The organism is Nocardia aurea (genome assembly GCF_003123685.1).
GTDB classification, from domain to species: Bacteria; Actinomycetota; Actinomycetes; order Mycobacteriales; family Mycobacteriaceae; genus Nocardia; species Nocardia aurea.
This window is the reverse complement of the sequence record NZ_QCYJ01000005.1, coordinates 191,067-218,021: the sequence shown is the minus strand read 5'-3', so window position 1 is coordinate 218,021 and position 26,955 is coordinate 191,067. Positions and strand designations below refer to the sequence as shown.

Here is a 26,955-nt window from a genome sequence, read left to right as displayed (position 1 = left end):
CGCGGCGAAAGGTCCGAATCGATGCGTTCTCGCATGATGTGCGGAAGAGTTGCCCTCAGACGTGCGGCCGCGGGGCTCGTCCTCGCTCTCGCACTACCGTTCGGCGTCGCCGCGGTCGGTCTCGAAGCGACAGCGGGAGCGCGGATGAATCCCGCCGGTATGGATTTCTGGGTCGATTCGAGTATGGGACCGATCAAGTCGCGCGTCTTCCGGGCCGCCGACGGCAACACCAGGCGCGTGGTCTACGCGCTCGACGGCCTGCGCGCCCGAAATGACCTCAGCGGCTGGGAGATCGACACCGAGGTTTCGCGGGTGCTGACCGATTGGAACATCAATGTCGTCATGCCGGTCGGCGGGCAATCCAGCTTCTATTCCGACTGGGTTGCGCCGAGTAATACCAATGGTCAACGGACCACATATGCCTGGGAAACGTTCCTGACACAGGACTTGCGCTGGGCACTGCGCGACCGGCTCGGGCTCAACCCCAATGGCAACGGCGTATTCGGGCTGTCGATGGGCGGTAGCGCCGCACTCGCGCTGGCCGCCTATCACCCCGAGCAATTCCGGTACGCGGGTTCGTATTCGGGATATCTGAATATCTCCGCCCCCGGTATGCGCGAGGGACTGCGGCTGGCGCTGCTCGACGCGGGCGGGTTCAATATCGACGCGATGTGGGGTCCGCCCTGGGATCCGCGCTGGCTGCGCAACGATCCGTTCATGTTCGCGCCACTGTTGCGGCAGAACGGAACTCGTCTGTGGATCGCGACCGGCAACGGCGTCAACGGTCCGCGCGATGTGATCAAGGCCCCGATGGACGTCTTCCACCTGGGTAATTCGATGGCGCTGGAGACGGTCGCGCTCGCCAACACGCGCGCCTTCCAGGCCAGGGTCGACAGTATCGGCGGCCTGAACGCGGTATTCGACTACACGCCGGTCGGCGTACACGGCTGGCGCTACTGGGAAGACCAGGTTTACAAGATGCTTCCCGATTTGAGCGCGCACCTGGGTTGATGTTTTCCGTCCACTCGGCCGCTGTTTTCTACTGCCCACCTGGGCCGAGTAACGAATCACGTCATCCGGGACGACATCACTGGATGAACGCGGTAGTGTCACCGGACCATCACAGATTGTGTTCGGGCGGATTTCGGCCAATCCAGACTCCTCGGCGGGCCTCGGCCTTGCCTAGGAATCTGGCGTCGAATATCCTCCTGCGAGCGCAAGTGTGACCAGATCGTTGTAGCGCTGCCATAGGTGCCGGCTGTCGGGGTCCGGCTCCGATATGGCGTGTGTCCGTTGGCAGCACGAGGTGTTGCCCGCGCCCTCGCGGGTGCTGGGCGATGCCACAACAGCAGAAAGAGAGCAGCATTCATGCGTTTCGGCAGGGCCGCCGCGCCGAAGATAGTCGAGCCGGGCAGGCGAGGCGAACCTCGCGGTTGGCGTAATCGAATTCTGGCTGTCGGTGCCGCTGCGTTGGCGCTACCGATCGCCGCGGGAGTGGCGGCCCCGACCGCCGCGAATGCCGCTCCCATCGCCGCACCGGTGCTGCGCGCGCCGGCGGGTGGCCAAGAAGAACTCATGGTCCCCTCGGCCATGGGGCCGGTCAAGGTCCAGGTCCAGTGGGCAGCTCGCGGTGGTAGCGCCGCGCTGTACCTGCTCGACGGCCTGCGTGCTCGCGACGACAAGAACGCCTGGTCGTTCGAGACGAACGCGCAGCAGCAGTTCGGCAACGACAACATCACCCTGGTGATGCCGGTCGGTGGCCAGTCGAGCTTCTACACCGACTGGGTCTCCCCGAGCAACACCAACGGTCAGAAGACCACCTACAAGTGGGAGACCTTCCTCACCCGGGAGCTCCCCAACTTCCTGGCGAATTACGGCGTCTCGAAGACCAACAACGCCGTCGCCGGTCTGTCCATGGGCGGCAGTGCCGCGCTGGCGCTGGCCGCGTACCACCGCGATCAGTTCAAGCACGCCTCGTCGTTCTCGGGCTACCTGAACATCTCGGCGCCGGGTATGCGCGAGGCCATCCGCATCGCGATGCTCGACGCGGGTCGCTTCAACGTCGACTCGATGGCGGCGCCGTGGAGCCCCGCGTGGCTGCGCATGGACCCGTTCGTCTTCGCGCCGCAGCTGAAGGGGCTGCCGATGTACATCTCGGCGGCCAGCGGTCTGCCGGGGCAGTTCGATCGTCCGGCCTCGGCGGTCGGTGCGTTCAATACCGGTAACGCGATGGCGCTGGAAGCCCTCTCGCTGGTCAATACCCGCGCGTTCCAGGTTCGCCTGAGCTCGCTCGGTATCCCGGCGTTCTTCGACTTCCCGGCCTCGGGTACGCACTCGTGGAAGTACTGGGAAGGCCAGCTCTTCAACGCTCGCAAGGGAATCCTGGACGCCACCGGCGGCTGGTGACCATACGCGACACCGAAACGGCGTCACCTCCTCGTTCACGAGGATGGTGGCGCCGTTTCGCGTTCGAGGCCCGGGGCGAGATGTCACGACGACGATCGTCGCCGTGACCGTCCGGATAGCGGAATAGATGCTGTATGTCGGGAATCGATTCGCTCCTATCCGGCAAATCGGGTGTTACAGCACGTGAAGACGCTGCATAACGGCTGGAACAGGATTAGCTCGACATCCGCGCGTCGTCACCGGAACCCGCCGCCCACCGGGGTACAAAGCACTGATGGCCGGGAAGAGGTGTGGCAGCGCAGGGACAGGGCGTCGACGCGGCGGACGCGCCGCCCGTCGTGGGCTGGCGCTTGTCGCCACCGCGCTGGTGCTCCCGTTCGCGGCGTCGGTCACCCACACCGCGCCCGCCCTCGCGCAACCGGCGACCGCGCCGGCCGAGGCGTCGGTGCAGAAGGTGGTGTGGCTGGGTGACCGCCGGGTGGCGCTGTGGGTGTACTCGCCGTCGATGGCGACCCCGGTCCAGGTGCAGTTGCTGCTCGCCAGGGATTGGAACAGCCGCCCCGATGCCAGGTTCCCGGTCCTGTTCATGCTCGACGGTCTGCGCGCCACCGACGACGAGAGCGGTTGGACCAAAGAGGCGGGCGCGCAGGATTTCTACGCCGACAAGAACGTCACCGTGGTGCTGCCGGTCGGCGGCCAGTCCAGTTTCTATTCCGACTGGTTGCAGCCGAACAACGGCAAGAACTACATGTGGGAGACCTTCCTGACCAAGGAACTCCCGCCGCTGCTCGAGAGTCAATGGCGGGCCACCGAGGTGCGGGGTATGGAGGGCCTGTCGATGGGTGGGACCGCCGCGATGTTCCTCGCGGGCCGCAACCCCGAATTCGTCCGCTACGCCGCCTCCTACTCCGGTTTCCTCACCACGACCACCCTCGGCATGCCGCAGGCCATCCAGTTCGCCATGCGCGACGCGGGCGGATTCGATTCGGCCTCCATGTGGGGTCCGCCGACCAGCCCGGAATGGGAAGGCCACGATCCGTACGCGCTGGCCGACAAACTGAAGGGCATCAGCCTCTACATCTCGAGCGGCAGCGGCACGGTCGGCACCTACGACCAAGCGGCGGATATCCCCGGGGTCAGCACGAACTACGCCGGGATGGGTCTGGAGATCCTGTCCAGGCTGACCTCGCAGAACTTCGTCACGAAACTGGCGAAACTGTCCATTCCGGCCCAGATCAACTACCGGCAGTCCGGCACCCACACGTGGCCGTACTGGGATTTCGAGATGCGCCAGTCCTGGCCGACCGCCGCGGCGGCATTGGGCGTCGAGCCGGGTAAACCGACCTGCGCCGCGGGCGGCGCGATCGCCGCGACGCTGGTGGACAACGGGTGGCTCGGTGAGTGTCTCACCGGCGAGTACCCGGTCGAAGGCGGTCTCGCGCAGGACTTCCTGCACGGTCGCGTCTTCTACGCCCCGGCGACCGGCGCGTATCCGGTGGGCGGCCTGATCGGCGGCGGCTACCAGGCGGCACAGGGCCCCGAGGGCGCGCTCGGTCTGCCGACCGGCGGCGAATCCGGACTCCCCGACGGCCGCGGTCGATTCCAGCCGTTCCAGTACGGCTCGCTGTACTGGACACCGCAGACCGGCGCCCAGGTGGTGCGCGGCGCGATTCTGTCGGAGTGGGGCAGGCAGGGGTTCGAACGCGGCCCCGCGGGCTATCCCTCCGCCCCGGAGGTGCCGACGCCGCGCAAGGACGGCGTCGTCCAGGCGTTCGAGGGCGGGCCCTTCTACTACAGCCCTCGCACCGGAGTGCACCGCGTTCAGGGCCTGATCCTCGGCAAGTACGCCGAACTCGGCTACGAGAACAGCGCGCTCGGTTTCCCGGTGGCAGAGGAAGCGCCGCTGAAGGATTTCGGTGTCTACGCTCGATTCGAAGGCGGCAATATCTACTGGAGCCCGCTGTCGGGCGCCTGGCCGGTGCGATCGGGTCCGGTGATGGAGGCGTGGAAAGCCGCCGGTTACGAGAACGGGAAATTGGGTTATCCCATCAGTGATGAGTTCCAGATCCCCGGTGGCATCCAGCAGAACTTCCAGGCCGGATTCGTCACCGTGCGCGACGGCAGGCCGGAAGTCAACGGCCTGTAGTTCGCGCCGCTCTGTTCACATCGCAGACGTAGCGCCGAGGGCGCCGCGAATCGGACAACGCTACCCTGGGGGCGACCGCGTCCCCCTGTGAACAGATCGAGGATACGAATTCATGCATCGGACCCGTGGAAAGGTAGTCGGCGTCGCCCTCGCGATCGCCGCCACCGGCCTGCTCGCCGCGTGTGGCGATAACGACTCGACCGCGTCCAGCACGCCGACGCTGACGGCGTCCAGCACCTCGGCCGCCGCGTCGAGCGCCGCGACATCCTCGGCTCCGGGGGAGAGCGCCCAGCCGCAGACCCCAGCGCCCGCGCCCGAAACCGCGGCCCCCGCGCCGGAGACCGCGACCGCGGCTCCCGAGCGTCCGCAACCGGTGCCGACCAACGAGGTGCCCCAGGACACGTCGGGTCTCAGCGACAAGGATCGCAAATTCCTCGACTCCCTGAAGTCCCAGGGCATCGCCCCGGCCAGCCCCGATATCGCGCTGAGCATCGCCACCTACGTCTGCCAGGGCGTCGCCGCGGGCGCCTCCGAAGCCGATCTGTCGACCTTCGTCACGGCGATGGCCGGATCCGATCCGTCGTTCGATCCCTCGAAGATGCCGGTCGAGACGGCGGGCAAGATCTACATCGACACCGCTGAGCAGACGTACTGCCAGTGAACGCGCGTCGCGGCCCCGCCACCCGCAGGTTCCGGCCTGCGGGTTGTCTGACGTTCCTCGGCGGCGTCGCGCTGATCATCGCGATCGCGGTGCTGGCCTGGTACATGCTGGCGGGCTGCGGTCGCGCGCCGAAACCGCCGAAACCGCCGGAGCCGCCGACCTCGCAGCCCGCGTGGTGTCCCGACGTGCAGATGATCTCGGTGCCCGGCACCTGGGAGTCCAGCAGCGGCGATGATCCCTACAATCCGACGGCCAATCCGGCGTCGCTGATGCTCAACGTCTCCAACCCGATTCGGCAGCAGTTCCCGTCCGAGCGGGTCGACGTCTACACCGTGCCGTATGTCGCGCAGTTCTCGAATCCGGTCGCCATACCGCCGGACGGGCAGCAGTCCTACAACAACAGCAGGGCCGAGGGCGCGCAGCGGATGGTCGATTTCATGGCCCAGCGCACCGAGCAGTGCCCGCTGACCACCTATGTGCTCGCGGGGTTCTCCCAGGGCGCGGTCATCGCGGGCGATGTCGCCAACCTGATCGGCGCGGGCAAGGGTCCGGTTTCGGCCGATCTGGTCCTCGGTGTCACGCTGATCGCCGACGGCAGGCGCACCGGGGACACCGGATCCGGCGAGGCCACCCAGATCGGCACCCCGCCGCCGGGCGTCGGCGCGGAGATCGCCCTGACCGGCGTCCGGGTGCCCGGCATCACCATGACGGGCCCGCGCGAGGGTGGTTTCGGCAAGGTCGCCGATCGCACCTACACCATCTGCGCGCCGACCGACCTGATCTGTGACTCGCCACGACAAGCGTTGAATCCGATCAATTTCGTCAGCAGTGTGCTCACGTTGGTGCGTGCCGCGGGTAATCCGGTGCACGCGCTCTACAAGGGCTTCGTCGTCGACGAGAAGGGCACGACCGCCACCGAGTGGACGACTGTCTGGGCCGCCGACCTGATCGAGAAGGCGCCGCATCCGGCGCATTCGTGACGTTGCACAAGCCCGACACCGGCCGTCGGTGGGAACCCATCGGCTGCCTCGACAACCGTACTGTGGTTCGTCTGCACGTTGTAAAGTGCGCTGATGATCGCGATGCCGGTAGCCGTTTTCACCCGCGGCGCACCGGGCGTCGTGGTGGTTCAGCGGCGATCACCCCCTCGGTGATCGAGGAACGCACACCGACAGCCAGGAGCACGAGTTCATGACACAAGCCGCCGCACCGGTCGACTCGGCCGTCGCCGGGTCGACCGCGCAGGGGGTTCCGCTGCGTCCTTTCCGCTTCGCGGCCGCGGGCGAGGGGAATAAGCAGGAGGGTGGGGCCCGCAAGTTCATCCAGACCGCGCAGCAGGCCGAGGAGTACGGGTTCGACACCTTCGTCGTCCCCGATCACCTCGGTGACCAGATCGGCCCGATCGCCGCGCTCGGCGCGCTGACCCAGGCCACCGAGCGCATCCGCCTCGGCACGTCGGTGCTCGCCAACGGCTTCCGCCATCCGGTGGTGCTCGCGAAGGATCTGGCCACCATCGACGTGCTGTCCAAGGGACGCCTCGAGGTGGGTCTCGGCGCGGGCTGGAAGCAGGACGAGTACCAGGCCGCCGGACTGACCTACGATTCGCCCGGCATCCGGCTGGCGAAACTGGACGAGGCGCTGACCATCCTCGATGTGCTGCTGCGCGGCCAGGAATGCAATTTCGACGGCAAGTACTACCAAGTGCACGGAATCAAGGGCACGCCGCGACCGCGTCAGGGTCCCCGCCCGCCGATCTGCACCGGCGGCGGTGGTCCGAAGATGCTGCGACTCGCGGCCAAGCACGCCGACATCATCTCGGTCGTTCCCGTCACCACCAAGAACGGCAAAGGCCTGCTCTCCGGCATCACCCTGGAGAAGACGATCGAGAAGATCGAGCTGATCAAGGAAGCGGCGGGGGATCGTTTCGCCGATATCGAACTGAACTGGGCGATCACCGCCATCGTCGTCACCGACGATCGCGAGAAGACCGCCGAGATGGCGCTGTCGGCGCTCGAACGCGGTCTGCACCCCGATCTCGAGGTCGACGTGAAACTCTCCGTCGAGGAGATCCTGTCGTCGCCGTATGTGGCGATCGGGTCGTTCGAGGAGATCGCCGAGCAGCTCCGACGTGTGCGTCAACTCACCTCGATGTCGTATGTCGGGGTGTTCCCCACCCAGATGGACGCGTTCGCGCCGGTTATCCCCATGCTGCGAGATGAGTGAGCCGCTGTTCTCTGTAACATAACTCTGGTTTGAGTACATCTAGCCGATAGCGGTCACCGCGCAGACCGCACGAAAATCTGCAGGTTGGCTCTCCCTACATTTAGAGCACCCGCGGGCGAAAGCGAGTCGGGGCCTCACAGGTGACAGCGGCGATCACGCCGTATTGCTGCGTGTGCCTCGGAGGAGAAGAAGGAATGGACGAGACTTTCGACGACTACCTGGACGAAACCGGGAACATCGTTATTCCCGAGGATCACACCCTGGTTGATCACGTCGAGAAGCACACCAGGAACGACGCGAACACGCTGGCGTATCGCTACATCGACTATTCGCGGGAACGCGACGGTGAGGTGCTGGAGCTGACGTGGCAGGAGTTCGGTGTTCGGTTGCGCGCGGTGGCCGGTCGTCTCCAGCAGGTGACCAAGCGAGGCGACCGGGTCGCGATCCTGGCCCCGCAGGGCTTGGACTACGTGATCTCCTTCTTCGCCGCGATCTACGCGGGCTGCATCTCGGTGCCGCTCTTCGATCCGGACGAGCCGGGGCACACCGATCGGCTGCACGCCGTCCTCGGTGACTGCACGCCGTCGGCGATCCTCACCGCGAGCACGTCGGCGGCGGGTGTTCGCCAGTTCTTCCGCGCCCTGCCCGCCGCACAGCGTCCGCGCATCATCGCCGTGGACGCCATCCCGGACAGTGTCGCCGAGACCTGGGCCCGCCCGGCCATCAAGATGGACGACATCGCCTACCTGCAGTACACCTCGGGTTCGACCCGGGTGCCCGCGGGCGTGGAGATCACCCACCGCGCGGTCGGCACCAACCTGCTGCAGATGGTCGAGGCGCTCAACCTCGACTGGAGTTCGCGCGGTGTGACCTGGCTGCCCCTGTTCCACGACATGGGTCTGCTCACGGTGATCCTGCCCGCGGTGGGCGGCAAGTACATCACCATCATGTCGCCGAGCGCCTTCGTCCGGCGGCCCTACCGCTGGATCAAGGAACTCGCCGCGGTCTCCGACGGCGCGGGCACCTTCGCCGCGGCGCCGAACTTCGCCTTCGAGCACGCCGCGGCACGCGGTCTGCCCAAGAACGGCGAGACGCTGGATCTGTCCAACGTCATCGGCCTGATCAACGGCAGCGAACCGGTCACCACCTCCTCGATGAAGAAATTCAACGAGGCGTTCGCGCCCTTCGGTCTGCCCAAGACCGCGATCAAACCCTGCTACGGCATGGCCGAGGCGACACTGTTCGTCTCCGCGACCAAGGCCGAGGACGAGGCCAAGGTCGTCTACGTCGATCGCAAGGAACTCAACGCCGGTCGGATGGTGAAGGTCGACCAGGCTGCCGAGAATTCGATCGCGCAGGTGTCCTGCGGTTACGTCGCGCTGTCGCAGTGGGCCGTGATCGTGGATCCGGAGACGGTGGAAGCCGACGGCGGGCACGAACTGCCCGACGGCCGGGTCGGTGAGATCTGGCTGCACGGCAACAACATGGGCATCGGGTACTGGGGTCGTGAGGAAGAGACCACCAAGACCTTCCGTAACAAGGTCAGCCAGCGGGTCGCCGAGGGCAGCCACGCCGAGGGCACCGAACCCGACGCCAACTGGATGCGCACCGGCGACTACGGCGTGTATTTCGAGGGCGAGCTCTACATCACCGGCCGGGTGAAGGATCTGGTGATCGTCGACGGCCGCAACCACTACCCGCAGGATCTGGAATTTTCCGCGCAGGAGGCGAACAGCGCGCTTCGGCCCGGTTTCGTCGCGGCGTTCTCGGTGCCGGCGAATCAGCTGCCGGTCGAGGTTTTCGAACAGGGCAGCCATTCCGGCCTGAAATTCGACGCCGACGACGCTTCCGAGCAGTTGGTCATCGTGGGTGAGCGCGGACCTGGCGCGGGTAAGGCCGATCCGCTTCCGATCGCCGACGCGGTCCGCGCGGCGGTATCGCTGCGGCACGGTGTGACGGTGCGCGATGTGCTGCTGGTGCCCGCGGGTTCGATCCCGCGTACCTCCAGCGGCAAGATCGCGCGGCGCGCGTGCAAGACCGCGTATCTGGAGGGAACGCTGCGGGGTGGTTACACCCAGCAGGCTTTCCCCGATGCACCGGAAGAGTAGCCGACTCGCGATTGCTCCATATCGCTCGACCACGCACCCGAGCGTCATTTGGCGGCGCGCCCGGTACGCAGACAGGTAGCTTGAGGAATTGATGGCTGACAACGAGGGTAAGCCCGAACCGACGACCGAGAGCGCCAGCACCGACCCGGGAGACGCTGCCGTGTCTTCCGAGGTCGTGGCCTCCGACACCGCGTCGAAAGGCGCGGTGTCCGAACCCGCGGCGGCCATCGAGATGTCGGTGGCGGAACTGCGAGAGTGGTTGCGGCGCTGGGTCGCCGACGCGACCGGTCAGGAGATCGAGAAGATCACCGTCGACCGGCCGATGGAGGAATTCGGGCTCGCTTCGCGCGATGCCCTCGCCCTCGGTGGTGACATCGAGGAATTGACCGGGGTCATCCTCACGGCGACGGTGGTCTACCAGCATCCGACCATCGCGTCGCTGGCCGAGCGGATCATCAACGGCGAGCCGGACGCGCCCGAGGAATCCGGTGACGACGCCTTCTACGCCTCCTACACACCCGGCGAGGCGCACGACATCGCGATCGTCGGCCTGTCGACCAGGCTGCCCGGCGCGGGCGATACCCCCGAGTCGACGTGGGAATTCCTGATCGGCGGCGGAGACGGCATCCGCGATCTGCCCGAAGGGCGCTGGGAGGAATTCACCAGCGATCCCGAGGTGGCCGCGGCGGTCGCCGAGGGCAATACCGCAGGTGGTTACCTCGACCAGGACGTGGTCAAGGGTTTCGACGCGGAATTCTTCGCCATGTCGCCGATCGAGGTCGAGCGGGTCGATCCGCAGCAGCGGCTGATGATGGAACTGACCTGGGAAGCGTTGGAGCACGCCAGGATTCCCGCGAGCGAGTTGCGCGGCGAAGCGGTCGGCGTCTTCATCGGCTCCACCAGTAACGATTTCCAGTTGCTCGCGGCCCTCGGTCTCGGCGAGAACGATCCGAACGTGCCCGCCTCCGCCGAGGCGTACGCGATCATGGGCAGCGTCTCCAGCATCATCCCGAACCGGGTGTCCTACTTCTACGATTTCCGCGGGCCCTCCGTCTCGGTCGACACGGCCTGCTCATCGACCCTGGTCGCGGTGCACCAGGCTGTACGCGCGCTGCGTGAAGGCGACGCCGATCTGGCGTTGGCGGGCGGCGTGAACATGCTCTTGGCCCCGCTGGCGACGCTCGGTTTCGACAAGAACGGTGGCCTTGCCAAGGACGGCCGTATCAAGGCGTTCTCCTCCGACGCCGACGGCATGATCCGCTCCGAGGGCGGTGGTCTGGTCGTTCTCAAGCGCCTGACCGACGCCGAACGCGACGGTGACCGGATCCTCGCGGTCATCAAGGGTTCGGCGGTCAACAACGACGGTCGCTCCAACGGCCTGCTCGCCCCGAACCCCGACGCTCAGGCCGACGTCCTGCGCCGCGCCTACCGCGACGCCGGTATAGCGCCGTCCTCGGTCGACTACATCGAGGCGCACGGCACCGGAACCCTGATCGGCGATCCGATCGAGGCGGACGCGCTCGGCCGCGTGGTCGGTCGCGGTCGCGACGACGACAAGCCCGCGCTGCTCGGTTCGGCGAAAACCAATTTCGGTCACCTGGAATCCGGTGCGGGCGCGGCGGGCCTGGCCAAGGTCGTCATGTCGTTCCAGCACAACGTACTGCCGCCGAATATCAACTACGCGGGCCCCAACCCGTACATCCCGTTCGAGCAGGCGCATCTGAAAGTGGTCGACGCGCCGACCGAATTCCCGCGCTACAGCGGCACCGCGACCGTCGGCATCTCCGGCTTCGGTTTCGGCGGCACCAACGCCCACCTCGTGCTCCAGGAGTACGTGCCGGGGTCCGTCGACACCGCCGCACCGCGCAACGAGGGACTCTCCGACGAGAGCGCCGACGTCATCGCCGAGGCGGTCGGAATCACGGCCGAGAGTGGCGAGGACGCCGAGAATTCCGCGGGCGCCGGGGGTGCGGCGGGTACCGCGACCACCACTCCCGAACCCGAGTGGAGTGCCGACCGGGCAGAGCCCTTGCCGGTGATCCTCGCGGTATCCGGATACCTCCCCTCCCGTCGCCGCCGTGCCGCCGCCGAACTCGCCGATTGGTTGGAGTCCGACGCCGGTCGCGACGTACCGTTGGCCGACGTCGCCCGGTCGCTGGCCAAACGCAGCCATTGGCGTTCGCGCGGTGTGGTTCTCGCGCAGACGCACGAGGAGGCCGTCACCGGTCTGCGCGCCATCGCGGCCGGTAAACCCGGCACCGGCGTGTTCACCGCCGACGCGCCAGCTGTCAAGGCCCCCATCTGGGTGCTCGCTGGTTTCGGCGCGCAGCATCGCAAGATGGGCAAGCAGCTCTACCGGGAGAATTCGATCTTCCGCACGGCCGTCGACGAGGTCGACGAATTGGTGCAGGACGAGGCGGGTTATTCGATCCGCGAGATGATCCTGGACGACGAGCAGGACTACAACGTCGGCACCTCGCAGGTCGGCATCTTCACCATCCAGGTCGGTCTGGCCGCGGTGCTGCGCGCGCACGGCGCGCAACCCGACGCGGTGGTCGGCCATTCGATGGGTGAGGTGGCCGGTGCGTATATCGCCGGTGGTCTGACGCTAGAGGACGCGGTGCGCGTCATCTGCGCGCGTTCGCGCCTGATGGGCGAGGGCGAGGCGATGATCTCCGACGCCGACGTGCGCAATATGGCGCTGGTCGAACTCGGTGTCGCCGACGTCGAGAAACTGCTCGGCGACTACCCCGACGTCGAGATGGCCGTGTTCGCGGCGCCGACCAATACGGTGATCGGCGGCCCGCAGGATCAGGTCGCGGCGATCGTCGCGCAGGTCGAGGCGGCGGGCAAATTCGCCAGGGTGCTACAGACCCGAGGCGCGGGCCATACCTCCCAGATGGATCCCCTGCTCGGTGAATTGGCCGCCGAACTGGCCGGAATCGAGCCGACGAAACTCACGGCGGGTCTGTACTCGACGGTGCACAAGGAAGAGTTCTACCGGCCCGGCAACGACCCGATCCACGACGAGGACTACTGGGTCAAGAACATGCGCCACGCGGTGTACTTCACCAACGCGGTGAAACTCGCCGTGGACGCGGGCCACACCACATTCCTGGAACTCGCGCCGAATTCCGTCGCGCTCATGCAGGTGCTCGGCACCACCTTCGCCGCGGGCGTGCACGACGCCCAGCTCATTCCGACGCTCAAGCGCAAGGAAGACGAGTCCGCCGGTGTGATCGGCGCGCTGGCCCAGCTGTACGTGCACGGGCACAAGGTCGACCTGGTCTCGCTGCTGCCCGACGGTGACTACGCGGATGTGCCGCGCACGGTGTTCCTGCGCAAGCAGTACTGGCCCAAGGTCAGGCTGAACTCCGGCGGCGGCAGTGCCAGGGTCCCCGGCGCGCACGTGTCGCTGCCCGACGGCCGCCACGTGTGGGAGGTGCAGGCGGGATCGGTCACCGACCTGGCGCAACTGACCGAAGTTGCTGCGGCACAGGTGCTCAGCGACGTGTCACCCGGAATCTCGGTGCCACACGCCGCCGTTCCCGCGACCGGAACCCTGACCGTCACGCTGACCCCGTATCCGGGCGGCGGCGCGGTTCAGGTGCACGCCAAGGACGGTTCGGCCTTCCGGCTGCTGTTCGACGGCACCGTCGTCTCCGGTGCGCCGCTGCCGCAGATCGCGGTGGCACAGCCGGTGGTCACCGAGAGTGTCGAGACACAGGTCGCCGAAGTCTCCGAGACCGCTGCCGCGGTCGAGACTCACGGCGACCGCTGGGATCCCCAGGGTTCCCAGACGATCGAGGAACGGCTGGCGCTGATCGTCGCCGAATCGATGGGTTACGCGGTCGAGGATCTCCCGATGGAGATCCCGCTGATGGAACTCGGACTCGATTCGCTGATGGCGATGCGTATCAAGAACCGCGTCGAATACGAATTCGACATCCCGCAGTTGCAGATGCAGGCCGTGCGCGACGCCAACCTCAGCGAGGTCGGCAAGGTGCTGCGCTACGCCATCGAGCACCGCGACGAAGTGGCCGAGATCGCTGAGAAGCAGGCGGCGGGCGAGGATATCGACGTCGACGGCGGTTTCGTCGCCGCTGCCCGCGCCGCGCTCGCGGCCGGTGAGGATCCGGCCGCCGCCGCGAAATCCGTTGCCGCCGAATCGGGTTCGCCGCTGGCTGCCCAGGGTTCCGCGGAGATCGTCGACACCTCGGTGCATGCCGAGGCCGAGGCGATCGTGGCCGAGGCCGAGGCGGGTCATCGTCGCGCCGACGCGGGAACGGCCGCACCGGCTCCCGTGTCGGAGGAGCAGATCGCCGCGGCCGCTGCGAAGGACGCGGCGAGGGAACGGGCACTCGAGGTCCAGGACACGACCGCCGTCGGCGCCGCCGAAGCGATTGTCGCCGAGGCCGATTCGACGCCGTCGACGGTATTCGGCGGCGCGGGCGAGGAAGACGATGTGCCGCCACGTGACGCCGCCGAGCGGTTGACGTTCGGCACCTGGGCCAATATCACCGGCAAGTCGGCGGGCGGCATCTTCAACACCCTCCCGATCCTCGAGGAGGAGATCGCGGAGAAGCTCGCGCAGCGGCTGTCGGAGCGGGTCAAGGCCGAGGTCACCGTCGACGACGTCCTCGATTGCGAGACCATCGAGCAGCTGGCCGATATCGTGCGCGATCTCCAGGACAGCGCCGCCGAGATCGACGGTTTCGTACGCCCGCTGCGGGCGCGCGTCGACGGGTCGAACGCGGTGCCGGTCTTCGTGTTCCATCCGTCCGGTGGCAACACACTGGTCTACGAGCCGCTGCTGCGCAGGCTGCCGAACGACACCCCGATGTACGGCTTCGAACGCGTCGAGGGCGATATCGAGGAGCGGGCGCGTCAGTACCTGCCCGAGTTGCGCAAGATCCAGGGCAACGGTCCGTACGTGCTGTACGGCTGGTCGCTCGGGGCGGTCTTCGCCTTGCAGGTCGCGCAATTGCTGCGGGCCGAGGGCGCCGAGGTGAGCGTCGTCGGGCTCATCGACCTCGCGATCCCGACCGAGGGCGAGGACAACAGCCCCGAGGAGCGGGTGCGTCGGATCGAGCGCTACCAGGTCTTCGCGAAGAAGACCTACGGCGTCGAGGGTGAACTCGATCGCGAACAGCTCGAGGAGTTGGCCGCGGCCTCGGATGAGAACCAGTTCAAGATGATCAGCGATCTGATCAAGATGAGCGGTACCAAGATCCCCGGCGGAGTGCTCGAACACCAGCGCACCTCGTGGATCGAGAGCAGGCATCTCGCCCGGACCACGCCTTCGCGCTACGACGGCAATGTGGTGCTCTACCTCGCGGATCGCTATCACGACGGCATGATCGAACTCGAACCCCGCTTCGCCGATCGCAAGGAGAACGGCGGCTGGGACGAGTACCTGCCGAATCTCGAGGTCGTTCACATCGCGGGCGACCACCTACAGATCGTCGATGAGCCGCGCATCGGAAAGATCGGCGCCGACCTGACCGCGAAGCTCGTGGCGATCGAGGCGAAAGGGGCCAAGTGACAACTACTGCCGAGAAACTCGCCGATCTGCGTAAACGCCTCGAACTGGCGCAGGAACCGGCGGGCGAAGCGGGGGTGTCGAAGCGGGCGAGGAAGGGAATTCCCAGCGCACGCGACCGGATCACAATGCTGCTCGATCCGGGCACCTTCGTGGAACTCGGTGCGCTGGTGCGCAAGCCGGGAGATCCGGCCGCGCTCTACGGCGACGGTGTTGTCACCGGGCACGGACTGGTGGAAGGCCGCCCGGTGGCGGTCTTCTCCCACGACCAGACCGTCTACGGGGGGACGGTCGGCGAGATGTTCGGCCGCAAGGTCGCCTACATCATGGAGTACGCGGCCAAGGTCGGCTGCCCGGTCGTCGGCATCAACGATTCCGGCGGCGCGCGGGTGCAGGAGGCGGTGACCTCCCTGGCCTGGTACGCCGAACTCGGCAGGCGGCAGGAACCGCTGTCCGGTCTGGTGCCGCAGATCTCGATGATTCTCGGCAAATGCGCGGGCGGCGCGGTGTACGCGCCGATCAATACCGATGTGGTGGTGGCGACCGAAGAGGCGTACATGTTCGTCACCGGTCCCAAGGTGATCCGCGAGGTCACCGGCGAGGACGTCAGCCTGGAGGAACTGGGCGGCGCGCAGAGTCAGGCGGAGTACGGCAATATCCACCACGTCGCCAAGGACGAGGTCGCTGCCTTCGAGTGGGTCCGTAACTATCTCGGCTTCCTGCCGACGAGCTGCCAGGAACTGCCGCCGATCGTCAACCCGGGGCTGGAACCGGAGCTGACCGAATCCGATCTCGAGCTGAATTCGATCGTCCCCGATTCGGATAACTCGGGCTACGACATGCACGACATCCTGCTGCGGATCTTCGACGACGGCGACTTCCACGAGATCGGCGCGACGGCGGGACGCAATATCCTCACCGGTTTCGCCAGGGTCGACGGGTGCAGTGTCGGTGTGGTGGCGAATCAGCCGATGGTCTACGCGGGCGCGCTGGACGCGCGCGCCTCGGACAAGGCCGCGCATTTCGTCCGGCTGTGCGACGCCTTCGAGGTGCCGCTGGTCTTCGTGGTCGACACGCCGGGCTTCCTACCCGGGGTGGAGCAGGAGAAGATCGGCGTCATCAAACGCGGCGGCCGGTTCCTGTTCTCCTTCGTGGAGGCCTCGGTACCGAAAGTGACCGTGGTGATCCGCAAGTCCTACGGCGGCGGATACGCGGTCATGGGGTCCAAACAGCTGGGCGCGGACGTGAATCTGGCCTGGCCGACCGCCCGTATCGCGGTGATGGGGGCCGAGAGCGCCGTCAGCCTGATCGGCGGCAGGCAGATCGCCGCCGCGCCGGAGGAAGAGCGCGCCGCGGTCCGTCAGCAGATGGTCGACTTCTACAACGCCACCATGGCGACACCGTGGGTGGCGGCCGAACGCGGATATATCGACGCCGTCATCGAGCCGTCGACGACGCGCCTGGAGCTACGCAAGGCACTGCATCTGTTGCGAGACAAGAAGTTGACCCGCAATCCACGGAAACATCACCTGCTGCCGCTGTAGGCGGCCGCAGTCCGGGAATCGGGCCGTGACCAGGTGGTGACGGCCCGATTCGCGTCCGGTAACCGGTGTCAGACGATGGTGGCCGATTCGATGACGACGTCGTCGCGCGGGACATCCTGGTGCATACCGGCCGATCCGGTGCTCACCGCCGTGATCTTGTCGACCACCTCGGTGCCGTCGGTGACCTTGCCGAAGACGGCGTAGCCCCAGCCGGACGGGGTCGGTGCGGAGTGGTTGAGGAAATCGTTGTCGGAGACGTTGATGAAGAACTGCGCGGTCGCCGAGTGCGGATCGTTGGTCCGCGCCATGGCGACGGTGTACTTGTTGTTCTTCAGGCCGTTGTCGGCTTCGTTCTGGATCGGGGCCTCGGTGCCCTTCTGCTTCATGCCGGGCTCGAAACCGCCGCCCTGCACCATGAAGCCCGGGATCACACGGTGGAAGATGGTTCCGTTGTAGTGGCCGGCTTTCACGTAGTTCACGAAGTTCTGCACCGAGTTCGGCGCTTTGTCGTCGTCCAGCTCCAGGACGATCGGACCGTAATTCGTTACGAGATTCACCTTGGTCATATCTCTACCTTTTCATGGCATCGGATACGGGTCAGCAATCTCCCCGCCTCCACGCGACTTTTCGCCGGTGGTGATCGATTCGACGGCGTCTCGCGCACGGCGCGGTGACACCGGCGTGTCGGAGCCGGGGCCCGGCGTGGGCGCTACGGCCGATGTCGGCGCGCGGGCTTCGCGGTTCGTGCCTACAGACCACGACGCGGACTACGGCTGCCGCTAGCATTGCCAACCGTGCCCGACGCCGCAACTGCTGTTCTCACGAAACCGACCCCCGCCCCGGCGGTCGGATCACGCGATTTCCGGACCGCGCGAATCATCGCGCTCGTCGCAGGCCTGATAGGCGCGTTGCTGGCGCTGGCGACACCGTTTCTTCCGGTCACCCAGACGACGGCGGTACTGAACTGGCCGCAGGGCGGCACGCTCGGCAATGTGCAGGCGCCGCTGATGTCGCAGGTGCCGATCGAATTGCGGGCCACCATTCCGTGTAGCGCGGTCGAGGCGTTGCCGCCGCAGGGCGGCATGTTGCTGGCCACCGCGCCGCCGCAGGGCGACGGTGCGGCGCTGGAGGCGCTGTTCGTGCGCGTCTCGGAGACCTCGGTGGACGTCGTCGATCGAAACGCCGTGGTCACCACGGCCGACCGGGCCGCGATGGGGCAGTGTTCCAGCATCGTCATCACCTCGGACAACGAGCGCACGACGGCCGCGTTCACCGGGTTGACCAAAACCGTCGAGCGGCCGGTCCAGGGCGGGGCTCCCGGCGTGAAGGAGACGGTGCAGGTTCCGGTCGAGGGGCAGTTGATCGGTGATCTGCGACCTCAGGTCGTCGGCGTGTTCTCCGATCTGGAGGGGTCCGTGCCGTCGGGGCTGTCCTTCACGATGAACATCGATACGCGGTTCAGCTCCACCCCGACCCTGATCAAGTTGATCGCGATGATCGTCGCGGTGCTGTGCACGCTGATCGCGCTGGGCGCGCTGGCCCGTCTCGACGGCAGCGACGGTCGCGGTCACCGGCGTTTCCTGCCCGCCAACTGGCTGAAGCCGACCTGGGCCGACGGCGCGGTGGTCGGCACCCTGCTGGTCTGGCATTTCGTCGGCGCCAACACCTCCGACGACGGTTACATCCTGAGCATGGTCAGGGTCGCGCCGCACGCGGGCTACATGGCCAACTACTTCCGCTGGTACGGCGTCCCCGAGGCGCCGTTCGGCTGGTACTACTACGTGATCCAGGTCTTCTCGGAGATCTCCACCGCGAGTCCCTGGGTGCGATTGCCCGCGCTGGCCTGCGCGATCCTGTGCTGGATGGTCATCAGCCGCGAGGTGGTGCCGCGCCTGGGTCGCGGCGTGCGCAACAGCCGGGTGGCGCTGTGGACCGGCGGACTGGTTTTCCTCGCGTTCTGGCTGCCCTTCGACAACGGCCTGCGCTCCGAACCCGTCGTCGCGCTCGGCGCGCTGCTGACCTGGGTCTCGATCGAGCGAGCCATCGCCACCGGCCGCCTGCTGCCCGCCGCCGCCGCGGTGCTGATCGCCGCGTTCACGCTGGCCGCGGCCCCGACCGGTCTGATGTGTGTGGCGGCGCTGCTCGCGGGTATCAGACCGCTGGTCAAGATCGTCGTCCGCCGACATCGAGTGCACGGCACATTGCCGCTGCTCGCGCCGATCGCGGCGGCGGGTCTGCTGGTGTTGACGGTGGTCTACAGCGATCAGACCTTCGCGGGTATCCAGGAGGCGAACCGCGTCCGCCAGGTCACCGGGCCGAACCTGGCCTGGTACGAGGACTACCTGCGCTACTACTACCTGTTCGTGGAGACGGTCGATGGTTCGCTCTCGCGCCGTTTCGCCTTCCTGACGATGCTGCTGTGCCTTTTCACCACGATGCTGGTGCTGCTGCGGCGCAGGCAGGTGCCGGGTATCGCGAGCGGTCCGACCTGGCGGCTCATGGGCGTGGTGCTCGGCACCGTCTTCTTCATGATGTTCAACCCGACCAAGTGGACCCACCATTTCGGCGCGTACGCGGGTATCGCGGGTTCGCTTGCGGCGGTCACGGCGGTCGCGGTGTCGGCCTCGGCGTTGCGGGCCCGCAAGAACAGGGCCATCTTCCTGGCCGGATTGTTGTTCGTGCTGGCGATCTCGTTCTCGGGTATCAACGGGTACTGGTACGTCTCCAGTTTCGGGGTGCCGTGGTTCGACAGGCGCATCTCGCTCGGTGGTTTCCAGTCCAACACGGTCATGCTCGTGCTGTTCGCGGCCGCGCTGGCCCTGGTCACCTGGCTCACCCTGCGCGAGCAGTACATTCCGCCCGCGGCGTCGCCGAAATCGGCGCGCGGCAAACGGATTCGCAAATTCGCCGCGATACCGCTGACCGTCGTCGCCGCCCTGATGGTGGTGATCGAGGTGATGTCGCTGGTGAAGGGCGCCGCCGAGCAGTACCCGGCGTATTCGCTGGCCCGATCGAATTTCGACGCGCTCGCCGGTGACAGCTGTGGTCTGGCCAACGACATCCTGGTCGAACCGGATCCGAACGGCGGCCGGTTGCAGCCGATCATCGATCCGGCCGAGCCGCCGACCAACGGTGACCCGCTCGGCGGGGTGGATCCGGTCGGTTTCGACGCCAACGGCGTGCCGGACGACCTGTCCGCCGACACCGTCGAGGTGAAACCGGGCACCGGCAACACCTCCACCCAGTCGGTCGGCGCGGCCTTCGCCGAGGGCGAGAGCGCGGGCACCGGCGGCGGTCAGGGGGCGCAGGGCGTCAACGGCAGCACCGCGGCCCTGCCCTTCGGACTCGATCCGGCGAGCACCCCGGTGATGGGCAGCTACCAGGAGGGCGTGCAGCAGCCCGCGCTGCTGACGTCGAGCTGGTACCAGCTGGCGCCGCGTTCGGAGGACAAGCCCCTTGTCGTCATCTCGGCGGCCGGGCGCATCCTGTCCTTCGACAACGCCGGAGCGTTGAAATACGGCCAGTCGCTGACCGTCGACTACGGCAAGCGGCTGCCCGACGGCACCGTCGAACCGCTCGGCAACTACCTGCCGCGCGATATCGGCCCGTTCCCGTCCTGGCGCAATCTCCGGATTCCGCTGGACGAGATCGCACCCGAGGCCGACGCGGTGCGCATCGTCGCCAACGATCCGATCCTGATCGGCGACCAGTGGCTGGCGTTCACCCCGCCGCGTATGCCGAAACTGACACCGCTGAACGATTTCATCGGCGGCGATCAGCCGGTACTGCTGGACTGGGCTGTCGGACTCCAGTTCCCGTGCCAGCGTCCCTTCGATCACCGCAACGGCGTCGCCGAGGTGCCGGGTTACCGCATCCTGCCGGACCGTCCGCTGGCGATCAGCTCGACGAACACCTGGCAGGCCGAGGAATTCGGCGGCCCGCTCGGCTTCACCCAGATGCTGGCGCGTTCGGTCACGGTGCCGACCTACATGCGTGACGACTGGGCCCGCGACTGGGGCTCGCTCGAGCGCTACGAGCAGTACGACCGCGACGCGACCCCGGCGAAACTGGAGACCGGCACCGCGAATCGCTGGGGACTGTGGTCCCCGGGGCAGCTGCGGGTGTTCTAGCGGGTCGCTGGTAGAGGGGCCGAAAGGTCGAAGGGCCGTAGCGTCATAGACGCTACGGCCCAATTTTTTCCGGGAGTTGCCCGGGATCGATGGCGTGGCGGGGGGAATCGTAGGGACGCGAGTGCGCTGCGTCACGGTGCCGTGACGTGAGCGCTCAGACCTTCATGCGCCTGCCGAGTTCGCGGCGCAACACCTCCTGGGAAGGCAGCCGTTCGAGTACTCGTAAGACCGCCGGCCGTAATTCGCGCTTTTCGTCATCTGTGAGCAGATCGACGAGATCGCGCAGATCCATGTCATCGAAGGCTCCTGTCATACCCACAACAGTACGTTCTCAAACTGTGCTATGCCTGGCAATCCGCTCATCGGTTACTGAGGCGTCACCCGGACGAAACCGACGCCCTATCAGGAGTTTTGGCGAAATGCCCACGTAACGTGAACGGGTGCGGCACAGACCGAACGGTCTGTGCCGCACCCGGATCGGACGCTTTCGGGTCGACTATCTGATCCGAATCGGATCCTGTCGGGAGATCCCGCCCTGTTTCACGGTGGTGATATCGATCACAGCTGGATCCGCATCCGGATCGTAGGGGGTGAACCGTTCGAGCGAACCCCAGTCCCGTCCCCAGTCGTCCTCGAGATAGGTCGGCACCGATTCGGAGGACAGCAGCAGACCGGTCCAGCCGAGCGGACCGCCGCCGATATCGTCCTGCCACGCATTGGAGGCGTCGGAGCCGACCCGGTCCGGCAGAATGCGCCACTGCGGCACTTCCGCGACGCCGTCGTGGTGGCCGAACGGCCGCTGGCACGGGAACGCGAGACCGACATGCCAGTCGAGCAGGACCGGATCCCGCGATCCCACCACCGAATTCAGGGTTTTCAGGCTCGGCAGCCTGGGCGGGGTGACGGCGAGCCACTGCTTCGGCGTGATGTCGTTGTCGACCGCGACGAGGCGCACGGCGTTCACCTCGCTGGGCAGACCGTCCAGCGGCACCCGCAGATTGCGCCAGGACGGCGCGGGTCCGATATCGAGCGGATCGACCGAACCCAGTACGCGCACCCGGCCGTCCGCGCCCCGCACGCCGTACTCCATGTGCAGTTCCTGGCCGTAGGTGAGCACGCCGTCGGTGTCGACGGAGCGGATACGGCCCGCCGCGGTGACGACCAGCACCCGGTAGGCGGGATCGTGGCGCATGCTGTCGACCAGATTCAGGTGATACCACTGTGATTCGAGCGTGGCCTGCTGCTGCTCGCCCTCCTGGTAGCTGCCCAGCACCGGGGTGCGGGCCGGGTCGAGCCCGAACGGCAGCGCCACGGTGCTGCCGTTGATCCCGGTGCGCTCACTGGTACCGCCGCCGGTGCCCGCGCCGGTGGTGTTGGTCGTCTTGTTGGCCGAATCCTTATCGATGGAATTCGCTCCGCCGGAGACGGTTTCCTCCGCGTCGGCGGTGAGATCGCTCGCGACGCCGTTGGGGGTGAAACCCTTCGACTTCGCCGACAGGCCGTCGGCGGGGGAGCCGTCGAAGGGTTGCAGCAGCGAATCCGCGGTATCGGTCTCGACCAGTACCCCGTCGGCGAGACCGCACGAATCGCCGCCGAGAGCTTCCACATTCGATTTCGCGATCGAATACGCCGGGTACTGGGTGAGCGCAGCCTTGGTCAGCGAGGCCAGTTCGAAGAGGACGAGCAGCGCCGCCGCGATGGTCAGCGGCGCCGAGGCGAAACGCTCGAAACGGCGGGGAGCCGCCGGTTCGCGGTACGGCTCGCGGTAGTGCGCCCACACCGCCCACAGCAGCGCGAGTCCGCTCAGGCCCAGGAAGAGCGTCGAGAGCCCCTTACCCGCGATCAGCGGCGCCTTGTCCCACCACGGCACCCCGTAACTGGAGACGTACCACCAGCCGTTGGAACCGGTGAAGGTGATCGCGAGCAGGAACAGCACCGCCGCGGCGAACAGCGCCCGATTGCGCGGCGCCCGAATACCACTGGTGCCGACCGCGACCGCGGCCAGCGCCGCGAGCGAACCCGCGAGTCCCGCGTACACGCCGAAATGGTGGGTCCACTTGGTCGGCGTGAACATCATGAGCAGCAGCGAGGCGAACACGATGCCGAGAATCCGCACCGAAGGACCGCGCGAGGTGCCGGGGATACGGCCCTTGCGCAGGACCTGGAGGACACAGACGAGCAGGCACAGCAGCATCACCAGGACGCCGAACCGCCGCGCGAGCGAACCGTCGGGCGAGAGCATCAGCAGCGAATCCCAGCGGGTGCGCTCGTCGAACCACGCCACATTGGGGCCGACGACGGTACGCACCCGGGTGGCCTCCATGACGGTGGCCAAGGTCTGGTCCGCGAACACGACGATCAGCACCAGGGTGCCCGCCGCGAGTCCCGGCGCGATCAGCGCCGCGTACCGGAAGAAGAGCGAGGCGCGCGACAGTGTCGGCGTCGGTACGCGTCGCCCGTCGTCATCGGTGGCGTCCGGCGCGTGCGCGTCCGCCTCGATCCGGCGCGGCAACGCTCCCTGCGCGCGCTTGACGATGATCTGGAGCACCGGCCGCGATCCCGCGATCAGCGCCGCGATGCAGATCAGCCCGGTGGGGCCCGCGGCGAGCGAGAACGCCGCGATGAGCACGCCGATCGCGGCGGGCAGCAGACGTCCGGTGGCGATGGCGCGTTCGATCGAGCACCAGGTCAGCAGCGCGCCCGCCGCGATGAGCGGTTCGGGGCGCAGGCCGTTGTCGTAGGGCAGCCAGAACGCGAGGAACACCAGGCCCGCCGTCCACAGCGCGACCCGGTCGCGTCGGACCCGGGCACCGAGGCGCGGCAGCACCTCGCGGCTGATGACCAGCCAGCACACCACGCCCGCGAGCAACGTCGGCAGCCGCATCCACGGGCTGGCATCGGAGATCTTGGTCATCCAGGCCAGTACCTCGTAGGACCAGCCGAACGGGGCCTCCGGCACCGCGAACCAGCGGTAGTAGTTGGCCATGTAGCCCGAATGTTCCGACGCCCTGGCCATATTCAGGATGTAGCCGTCGTCGGAGGTGTTCGCGCCGATGATGTGCCACAGCGCGAGCACGCCGAGTATCGCGCCGTCGACGATCGAGAAACGCCACCAGTGCGCGGGCAGGAAACGCCGGGCCCTGCGCCCGTCGGAGGTGTCGAGCAGATGCAGCGCGATCAGCGCGATGACGGTGCAGATCACCGCGGCGATCTGGACAAGCAGTTTGAGCGGTGTCGGCGTCGAGGAGAAGCGCGAATCGATATCGAGATGCACGCGGGCGGCGGCGACCTGCGCGGCGTCGAGATCGGTGAAGAGACCGACGACCTGCGGACGGATATCGCGCGGCAGCGTGTTCACGAACGGATTTCCGTCTTCGCGCCGCACACCGGTGAATTCGACGGTGGTGGCGGCGGCGGTGGAATCGATGGTGATCGCGGTGCATCCGCCGATTTCGGCGACCGGAGCCGAGAGCAGCGGGATATCGCGTTGGACGACGGTCAGCGTGCCGTCGGACACCGCGACGACGAGTCCCTTGGTCGCGGCCTGGCCCGAGGCGACCGGGATGGTCGACAGGATGGTGCGCGACGGCTTCGCCTGCGGTGCGGCGGTATCCGGCGGGGTGGAGTCGTCGGCCTGTCTCGGGGTGCCGTTGCCGACGGTCGGGGTCTGCTGCGTGTCGCCGGTCGGGGTCGGCTCACCCTGCCGGCCAGGCGCACCGGATTCGGAAGAGTCGGTCGCGCTCGGCAGGATCGAACACGGCAGGGTGGCCGTGAGCCGCTGCGGCTCGTAGGACACCAGCGGCGCTTCGACATCGGTGCTGTTGCCCGCCTGGGGCCAATCCAGCGTCGCCCGATCCTGTTCGACCGGCAGCAGCGGGGTCAGCAACGCCAGGATGAATCCGAGAAGCCCGGATACCAGGGCTATCAGGCGGTAGCGGTCAAACGCTGAAGTCGATCGGTCCGGTCGCACGGGGGTTCATGCTAGCCACCGTCGCCCGCCGTCCGGGCTGCGAGAGGGTCGGCGGGGCGAATTCAGCGCAGCGCGCGCACATCCCACAGCCAGACATCCTCGATTCGGGCGGGCGCGAAGCCGAGTAGTTCGGTGACGGCCGAGCGCAGCGCGTCGGCATTGCGCGTCGGAGGCAGCACCATGACGTCGGCGCGCCAGAAATTCAGGTCGGCGATGGCGTTCGCGCGTTCGTCCGGTCCGATTCTCGGCACCACCCCGGTCTCGCGTGTTCCGACGAGCAGGGCGGTGGTCGGCCGGAATTCGGGTCCGTAGATCCCCTTCTTGTCGCCGCCGGTCGGGCCGACGAAGTAGCCGCCCGCGAGCGGGAACGAGAAATCGTCCTCGGTCTGCCACCGCAGCGGCTCGGCGTCGTCCGGGCGCGGAGTGGGGACGAGGACGACCGACCCGTCGCCGACGTAGTCGCGCACCGTGCCGTGCGCGAAGAATTCGGGCGTGCCCGCGCGGTCGACGACCGGAAGCGGGGTCGGCGTCAGCGGCAACAGTGCCAGCGCTGTCGCGGTGAACCAGGCGAGCGGCCGCCAGTCCACCGCCGACTCCCGCCACATCGACACCGCCTGCTGCGCGGCCAGGGCGAGAATCGCGGCGATGGCCGGAATCGCCGCCATCGTCAGTCGCGTCTCCAGCACCGAATTCACCAGCGGAACCTGCTCGGCCCACCGCCACGGCAGGGCGACGCCGGTGGACCGTTTGCCGATCATCGCCGTCGCGCCGAGGGAGAGCACGCCGAAGACCAGGATCACCGCCGTCGCGGCCCGCACCACCCGATCGCGCCAGAGCCACAAGATCGCCACCGCGAGCAATATCAGCAGCGGCCAGCCGAAATAGGCGTTCTGCTCGGTCTCGTTGATCGCGACGGGCTGTCCGGGCGCGAACAGCCCGCCCAGCGATTCCGACGGGAACTGCGTGATCGCCTTCAGATCGTTGCCCATCGGCCCGTGGTCGATGGACCGGTAACTCTGCGAACCGAAGAACTGCCACCACAGCGGTATCGCGGTCAGCGCGAGGGTGATGAGTCCCGCCACCGCCACGGTCGGGGCGACCGTGCGCAGGGCTCGCAGACCTGCGCGCGGCGCGTGCAGGTAATAGACCACCGCGAACAGTGCGAACGACATCGCGAAGATCAACAACGGCTCCTCGCCGAGCGCGATCTGCGTCGTGACCAGGAGAGCGAGCAGCAGCGTGTCCCGCAGACGTACGCCCCGGGCGCGCTTGCCGACCCGGGCCGCCGCGCCGGGTGATCCAGCGCTATCGGATCCGGCAGGGTGAGACGCGGTGCGCGATCCGGTGGTGACGGCGCCGGCGTCGCGGCCGCGAACGGCGCGGGATTCCGGGCCGGGGCTGCCCGGTCCCACCGTGCCCCCGGACTTACTCGACCGCACCCCGTCCGCACTATGACGGCTCATCCGGATCACCAGACCGGCGATGACGGGCAGCAGGCCGAGGGCGACGAAATTCGGGTGGGCGTTGGCGTGCGAGATCATCGCGGGCGCGAAACCGCAGAACAGCCCGCCGAGCGCCGCCGCGAACCGGGATTCGACCAGTTCACGGGCGAAGAGTCGGTACCAGGCGAAGGCGGTGAGGGCCAAGCCCAGGGTCAGTACGAGGACGAAGGTGACGGTGGGTCCGAACAGCAGCGTGACGGGGGTGAGCGGAACCCCGACCCCGAACATCGCGGTATTCGCCATGAGGTTCACGCCGGCCGGGAAGTTCTGCAACGTGGTGCCGAGCGGATTCTCCAGATGCGCCACCGAATGCGCGGTGACCGCGAAGAACCATTCCCACATGGTCTGGTCCTGACCGCTCTTGATCAGATAGGCCCCGCCGGTGTCGCGCCACTGTCCCGACAGCACCAGCACCGCGAGCCCGAGGTAGGCCGCCCCGGCGCACAGATCCGCCCGCGTGACCCGCTCGCCCACCCGCGTCCGAGCGGGTTCGGGCCGGTCCCGCAATAGTGTGTCGGTGTCGACAGCCCCCGCCGGTACGGTCGCCCCCTCGGTCGATTCCCGTCGCGCGGCCCGATCGACGTTGCTTGCTCTCACCGACAAATCCCCACAAAACTCGACGCTCGGAACCAGCCCCGCCCCGGGTGCGGCCCCGCTGTCCGAACGGCGATCGAGCGCCCGGAGCGCAGGCAACTTCCCCCAGGGTTGACCACGAATATCCCC

Annotated in this window: 14 protein-coding genes; 10 read left to right on the top strand and 4 right to left on the bottom strand. The window is 67.3% G+C overall.

Going from position 1 to position 26,955, the window contains the following annotated elements; translation table 11 throughout:
- The first annotated feature begins 36 nt into the window (after nt 1-36).
- The 9 genes from DAT37_RS01680 (at nt 37) to DAT37_RS01640 (ending at nt 16,630) form a co-directional block, all read left to right on the top strand.
- A complete protein-coding gene (locus DAT37_RS01680; RefSeq protein WP_109523217.1) occupies nt 37-1,011 on the top strand; it encodes an alpha/beta hydrolase in 975 nt (324 codons plus the stop codon).
- Nucleotides 1,012-1,368: 357 nt separating this feature from the next.
- The gene (locus tag DAT37_RS01675) at nt 1,369-2,406 is read left to right on the top strand and encodes an alpha/beta hydrolase (RefSeq protein WP_109522851.1); all 1,038 of its coding nucleotides are present in this window, start codon (nt 1,369-1,371) and stop codon (nt 2,404-2,406) included.
- A 274-nt stretch (nt 2,407-2,680) separates the two neighbouring features.
- Nucleotides 2,681-4,552, top strand: a complete 1,872-nt coding sequence (locus tag DAT37_RS01670; RefSeq protein WP_109522850.1) for an alpha/beta hydrolase-fold protein — start codon at nt 2,681-2,683, stop codon at nt 4,550-4,552.
- A gap of 112 nt (nt 4,553-4,664) precedes the next feature.
- Nucleotides 4,665-5,213, top strand: coding sequence for a DUF732 domain-containing protein (locus tag DAT37_RS46005; RefSeq protein WP_109522849.1), 549 nt, complete (start codon nt 4,665-4,667; stop codon nt 5,211-5,213).
- Between the two features lie 47 nt (nt 5,214-5,260).
- Nucleotides 5,261-6,193 carry a cutinase family protein gene (locus DAT37_RS01660; protein ID WP_232839484.1) on the top strand — a complete coding sequence of 311 codons (933 nt, stop codon included), beginning with the start codon at nt 5,261-5,263 and terminating at the stop codon, nt 6,191-6,193.
- Between the two features lie 211 nt (nt 6,194-6,404).
- The gene (locus tag DAT37_RS01655; RefSeq protein WP_109522848.1) at nt 6,405-7,436 is read left to right on the top strand and encodes an LLM class F420-dependent oxidoreductase; all 1,032 of its coding nucleotides are present in this window, start codon (nt 6,405-6,407) and stop codon (nt 7,434-7,436) included.
- A 194-nt stretch (nt 7,437-7,630) separates the two neighbouring features.
- On the top strand, nt 7,631-9,544 hold the full coding sequence (gene fadD32, locus DAT37_RS01650) for a long-chain-fatty-acid--AMP ligase FadD32 (RefSeq protein WP_109522847.1): 1,914 nt from the start codon (nt 7,631-7,633) through the stop codon (nt 9,542-9,544).
- A 91-nt stretch (nt 9,545-9,635) separates the two neighbouring features.
- On the top strand, nt 9,636-15,089 hold the full coding sequence (gene pks13 / locus DAT37_RS01645; RefSeq protein WP_198654042.1) for a polyketide synthase Pks13: 5,454 nt from the start codon (nt 9,636-9,638) through the stop codon (nt 15,087-15,089).
- On the top strand, nt 15,086-16,630 hold the full coding sequence (locus DAT37_RS01640; RefSeq protein ID WP_109522846.1) for an acyl-CoA carboxylase subunit beta: 1,545 nt from the start codon (nt 15,086-15,088) through the stop codon (nt 16,628-16,630). The genes pks13 and DAT37_RS01640 overlap by 4 nt, the downstream gene beginning before the upstream one ends.
- 68 nt (nt 16,631-16,698) lie before the next feature.
- On the opposite strand, the gene DAT37_RS01635 is transcribed toward DAT37_RS01640, so the two are convergent.
- On the bottom strand, nt 16,699-17,196 hold the full coding sequence (locus tag DAT37_RS01635) for a peptidylprolyl isomerase (RefSeq protein WP_109522845.1): 498 nt from the start codon (nt 17,194-17,196) through the stop codon (nt 16,699-16,701).
- 228 nt (nt 17,197-17,424) lie between these two features.
- On the opposite strand from DAT37_RS01635, the gene DAT37_RS01630 reads away from it, so the two are divergent.
- The gene (locus tag DAT37_RS01630) at nt 17,425-20,760 is read left to right on the top strand and encodes an arabinosyltransferase domain-containing protein (RefSeq protein ID WP_198654041.1); all 3,336 of its coding nucleotides are present in this window, start codon (nt 17,425-17,427) and stop codon (nt 20,758-20,760) included.
- A 154-nt stretch (nt 20,761-20,914) separates the two neighbouring features.
- Here the strand turns inward: DAT37_RS01630 and DAT37_RS44755 are convergent, their stop codons facing one another.
- From DAT37_RS44755 to DAT37_RS45220, 3 genes are all read right to left on the bottom strand, one after another.
- The gene (locus DAT37_RS44755) at nt 20,915-21,073 is read right to left on the bottom strand and encodes a hypothetical protein (protein WP_198654040.1); all 159 of its coding nucleotides are present in this window, start codon (nt 21,071-21,073) and stop codon (nt 20,915-20,917) included.
- Nucleotides 21,074-21,256: 183 nt separating this feature from the next.
- Complete coding sequence (locus tag DAT37_RS01625; RefSeq protein WP_456320108.1) at nt 21,257-24,631, bottom strand: arabinosyltransferase domain-containing protein; 3,375 nt, start codon at nt 24,629-24,631, stop codon at nt 21,257-21,259.
- 161 nt (nt 24,632-24,792) lie between these two features.
- Nucleotides 24,793-26,829 (bottom strand): glycosyl transferase, encoded by a 2,037-nt coding sequence (locus tag DAT37_RS45220; RefSeq protein WP_232839436.1) that lies wholly within the window; start codon nt 26,827-26,829, stop codon nt 24,793-24,795.
- Nucleotides 26,830-26,955: the final 126 nt, after the last annotated feature.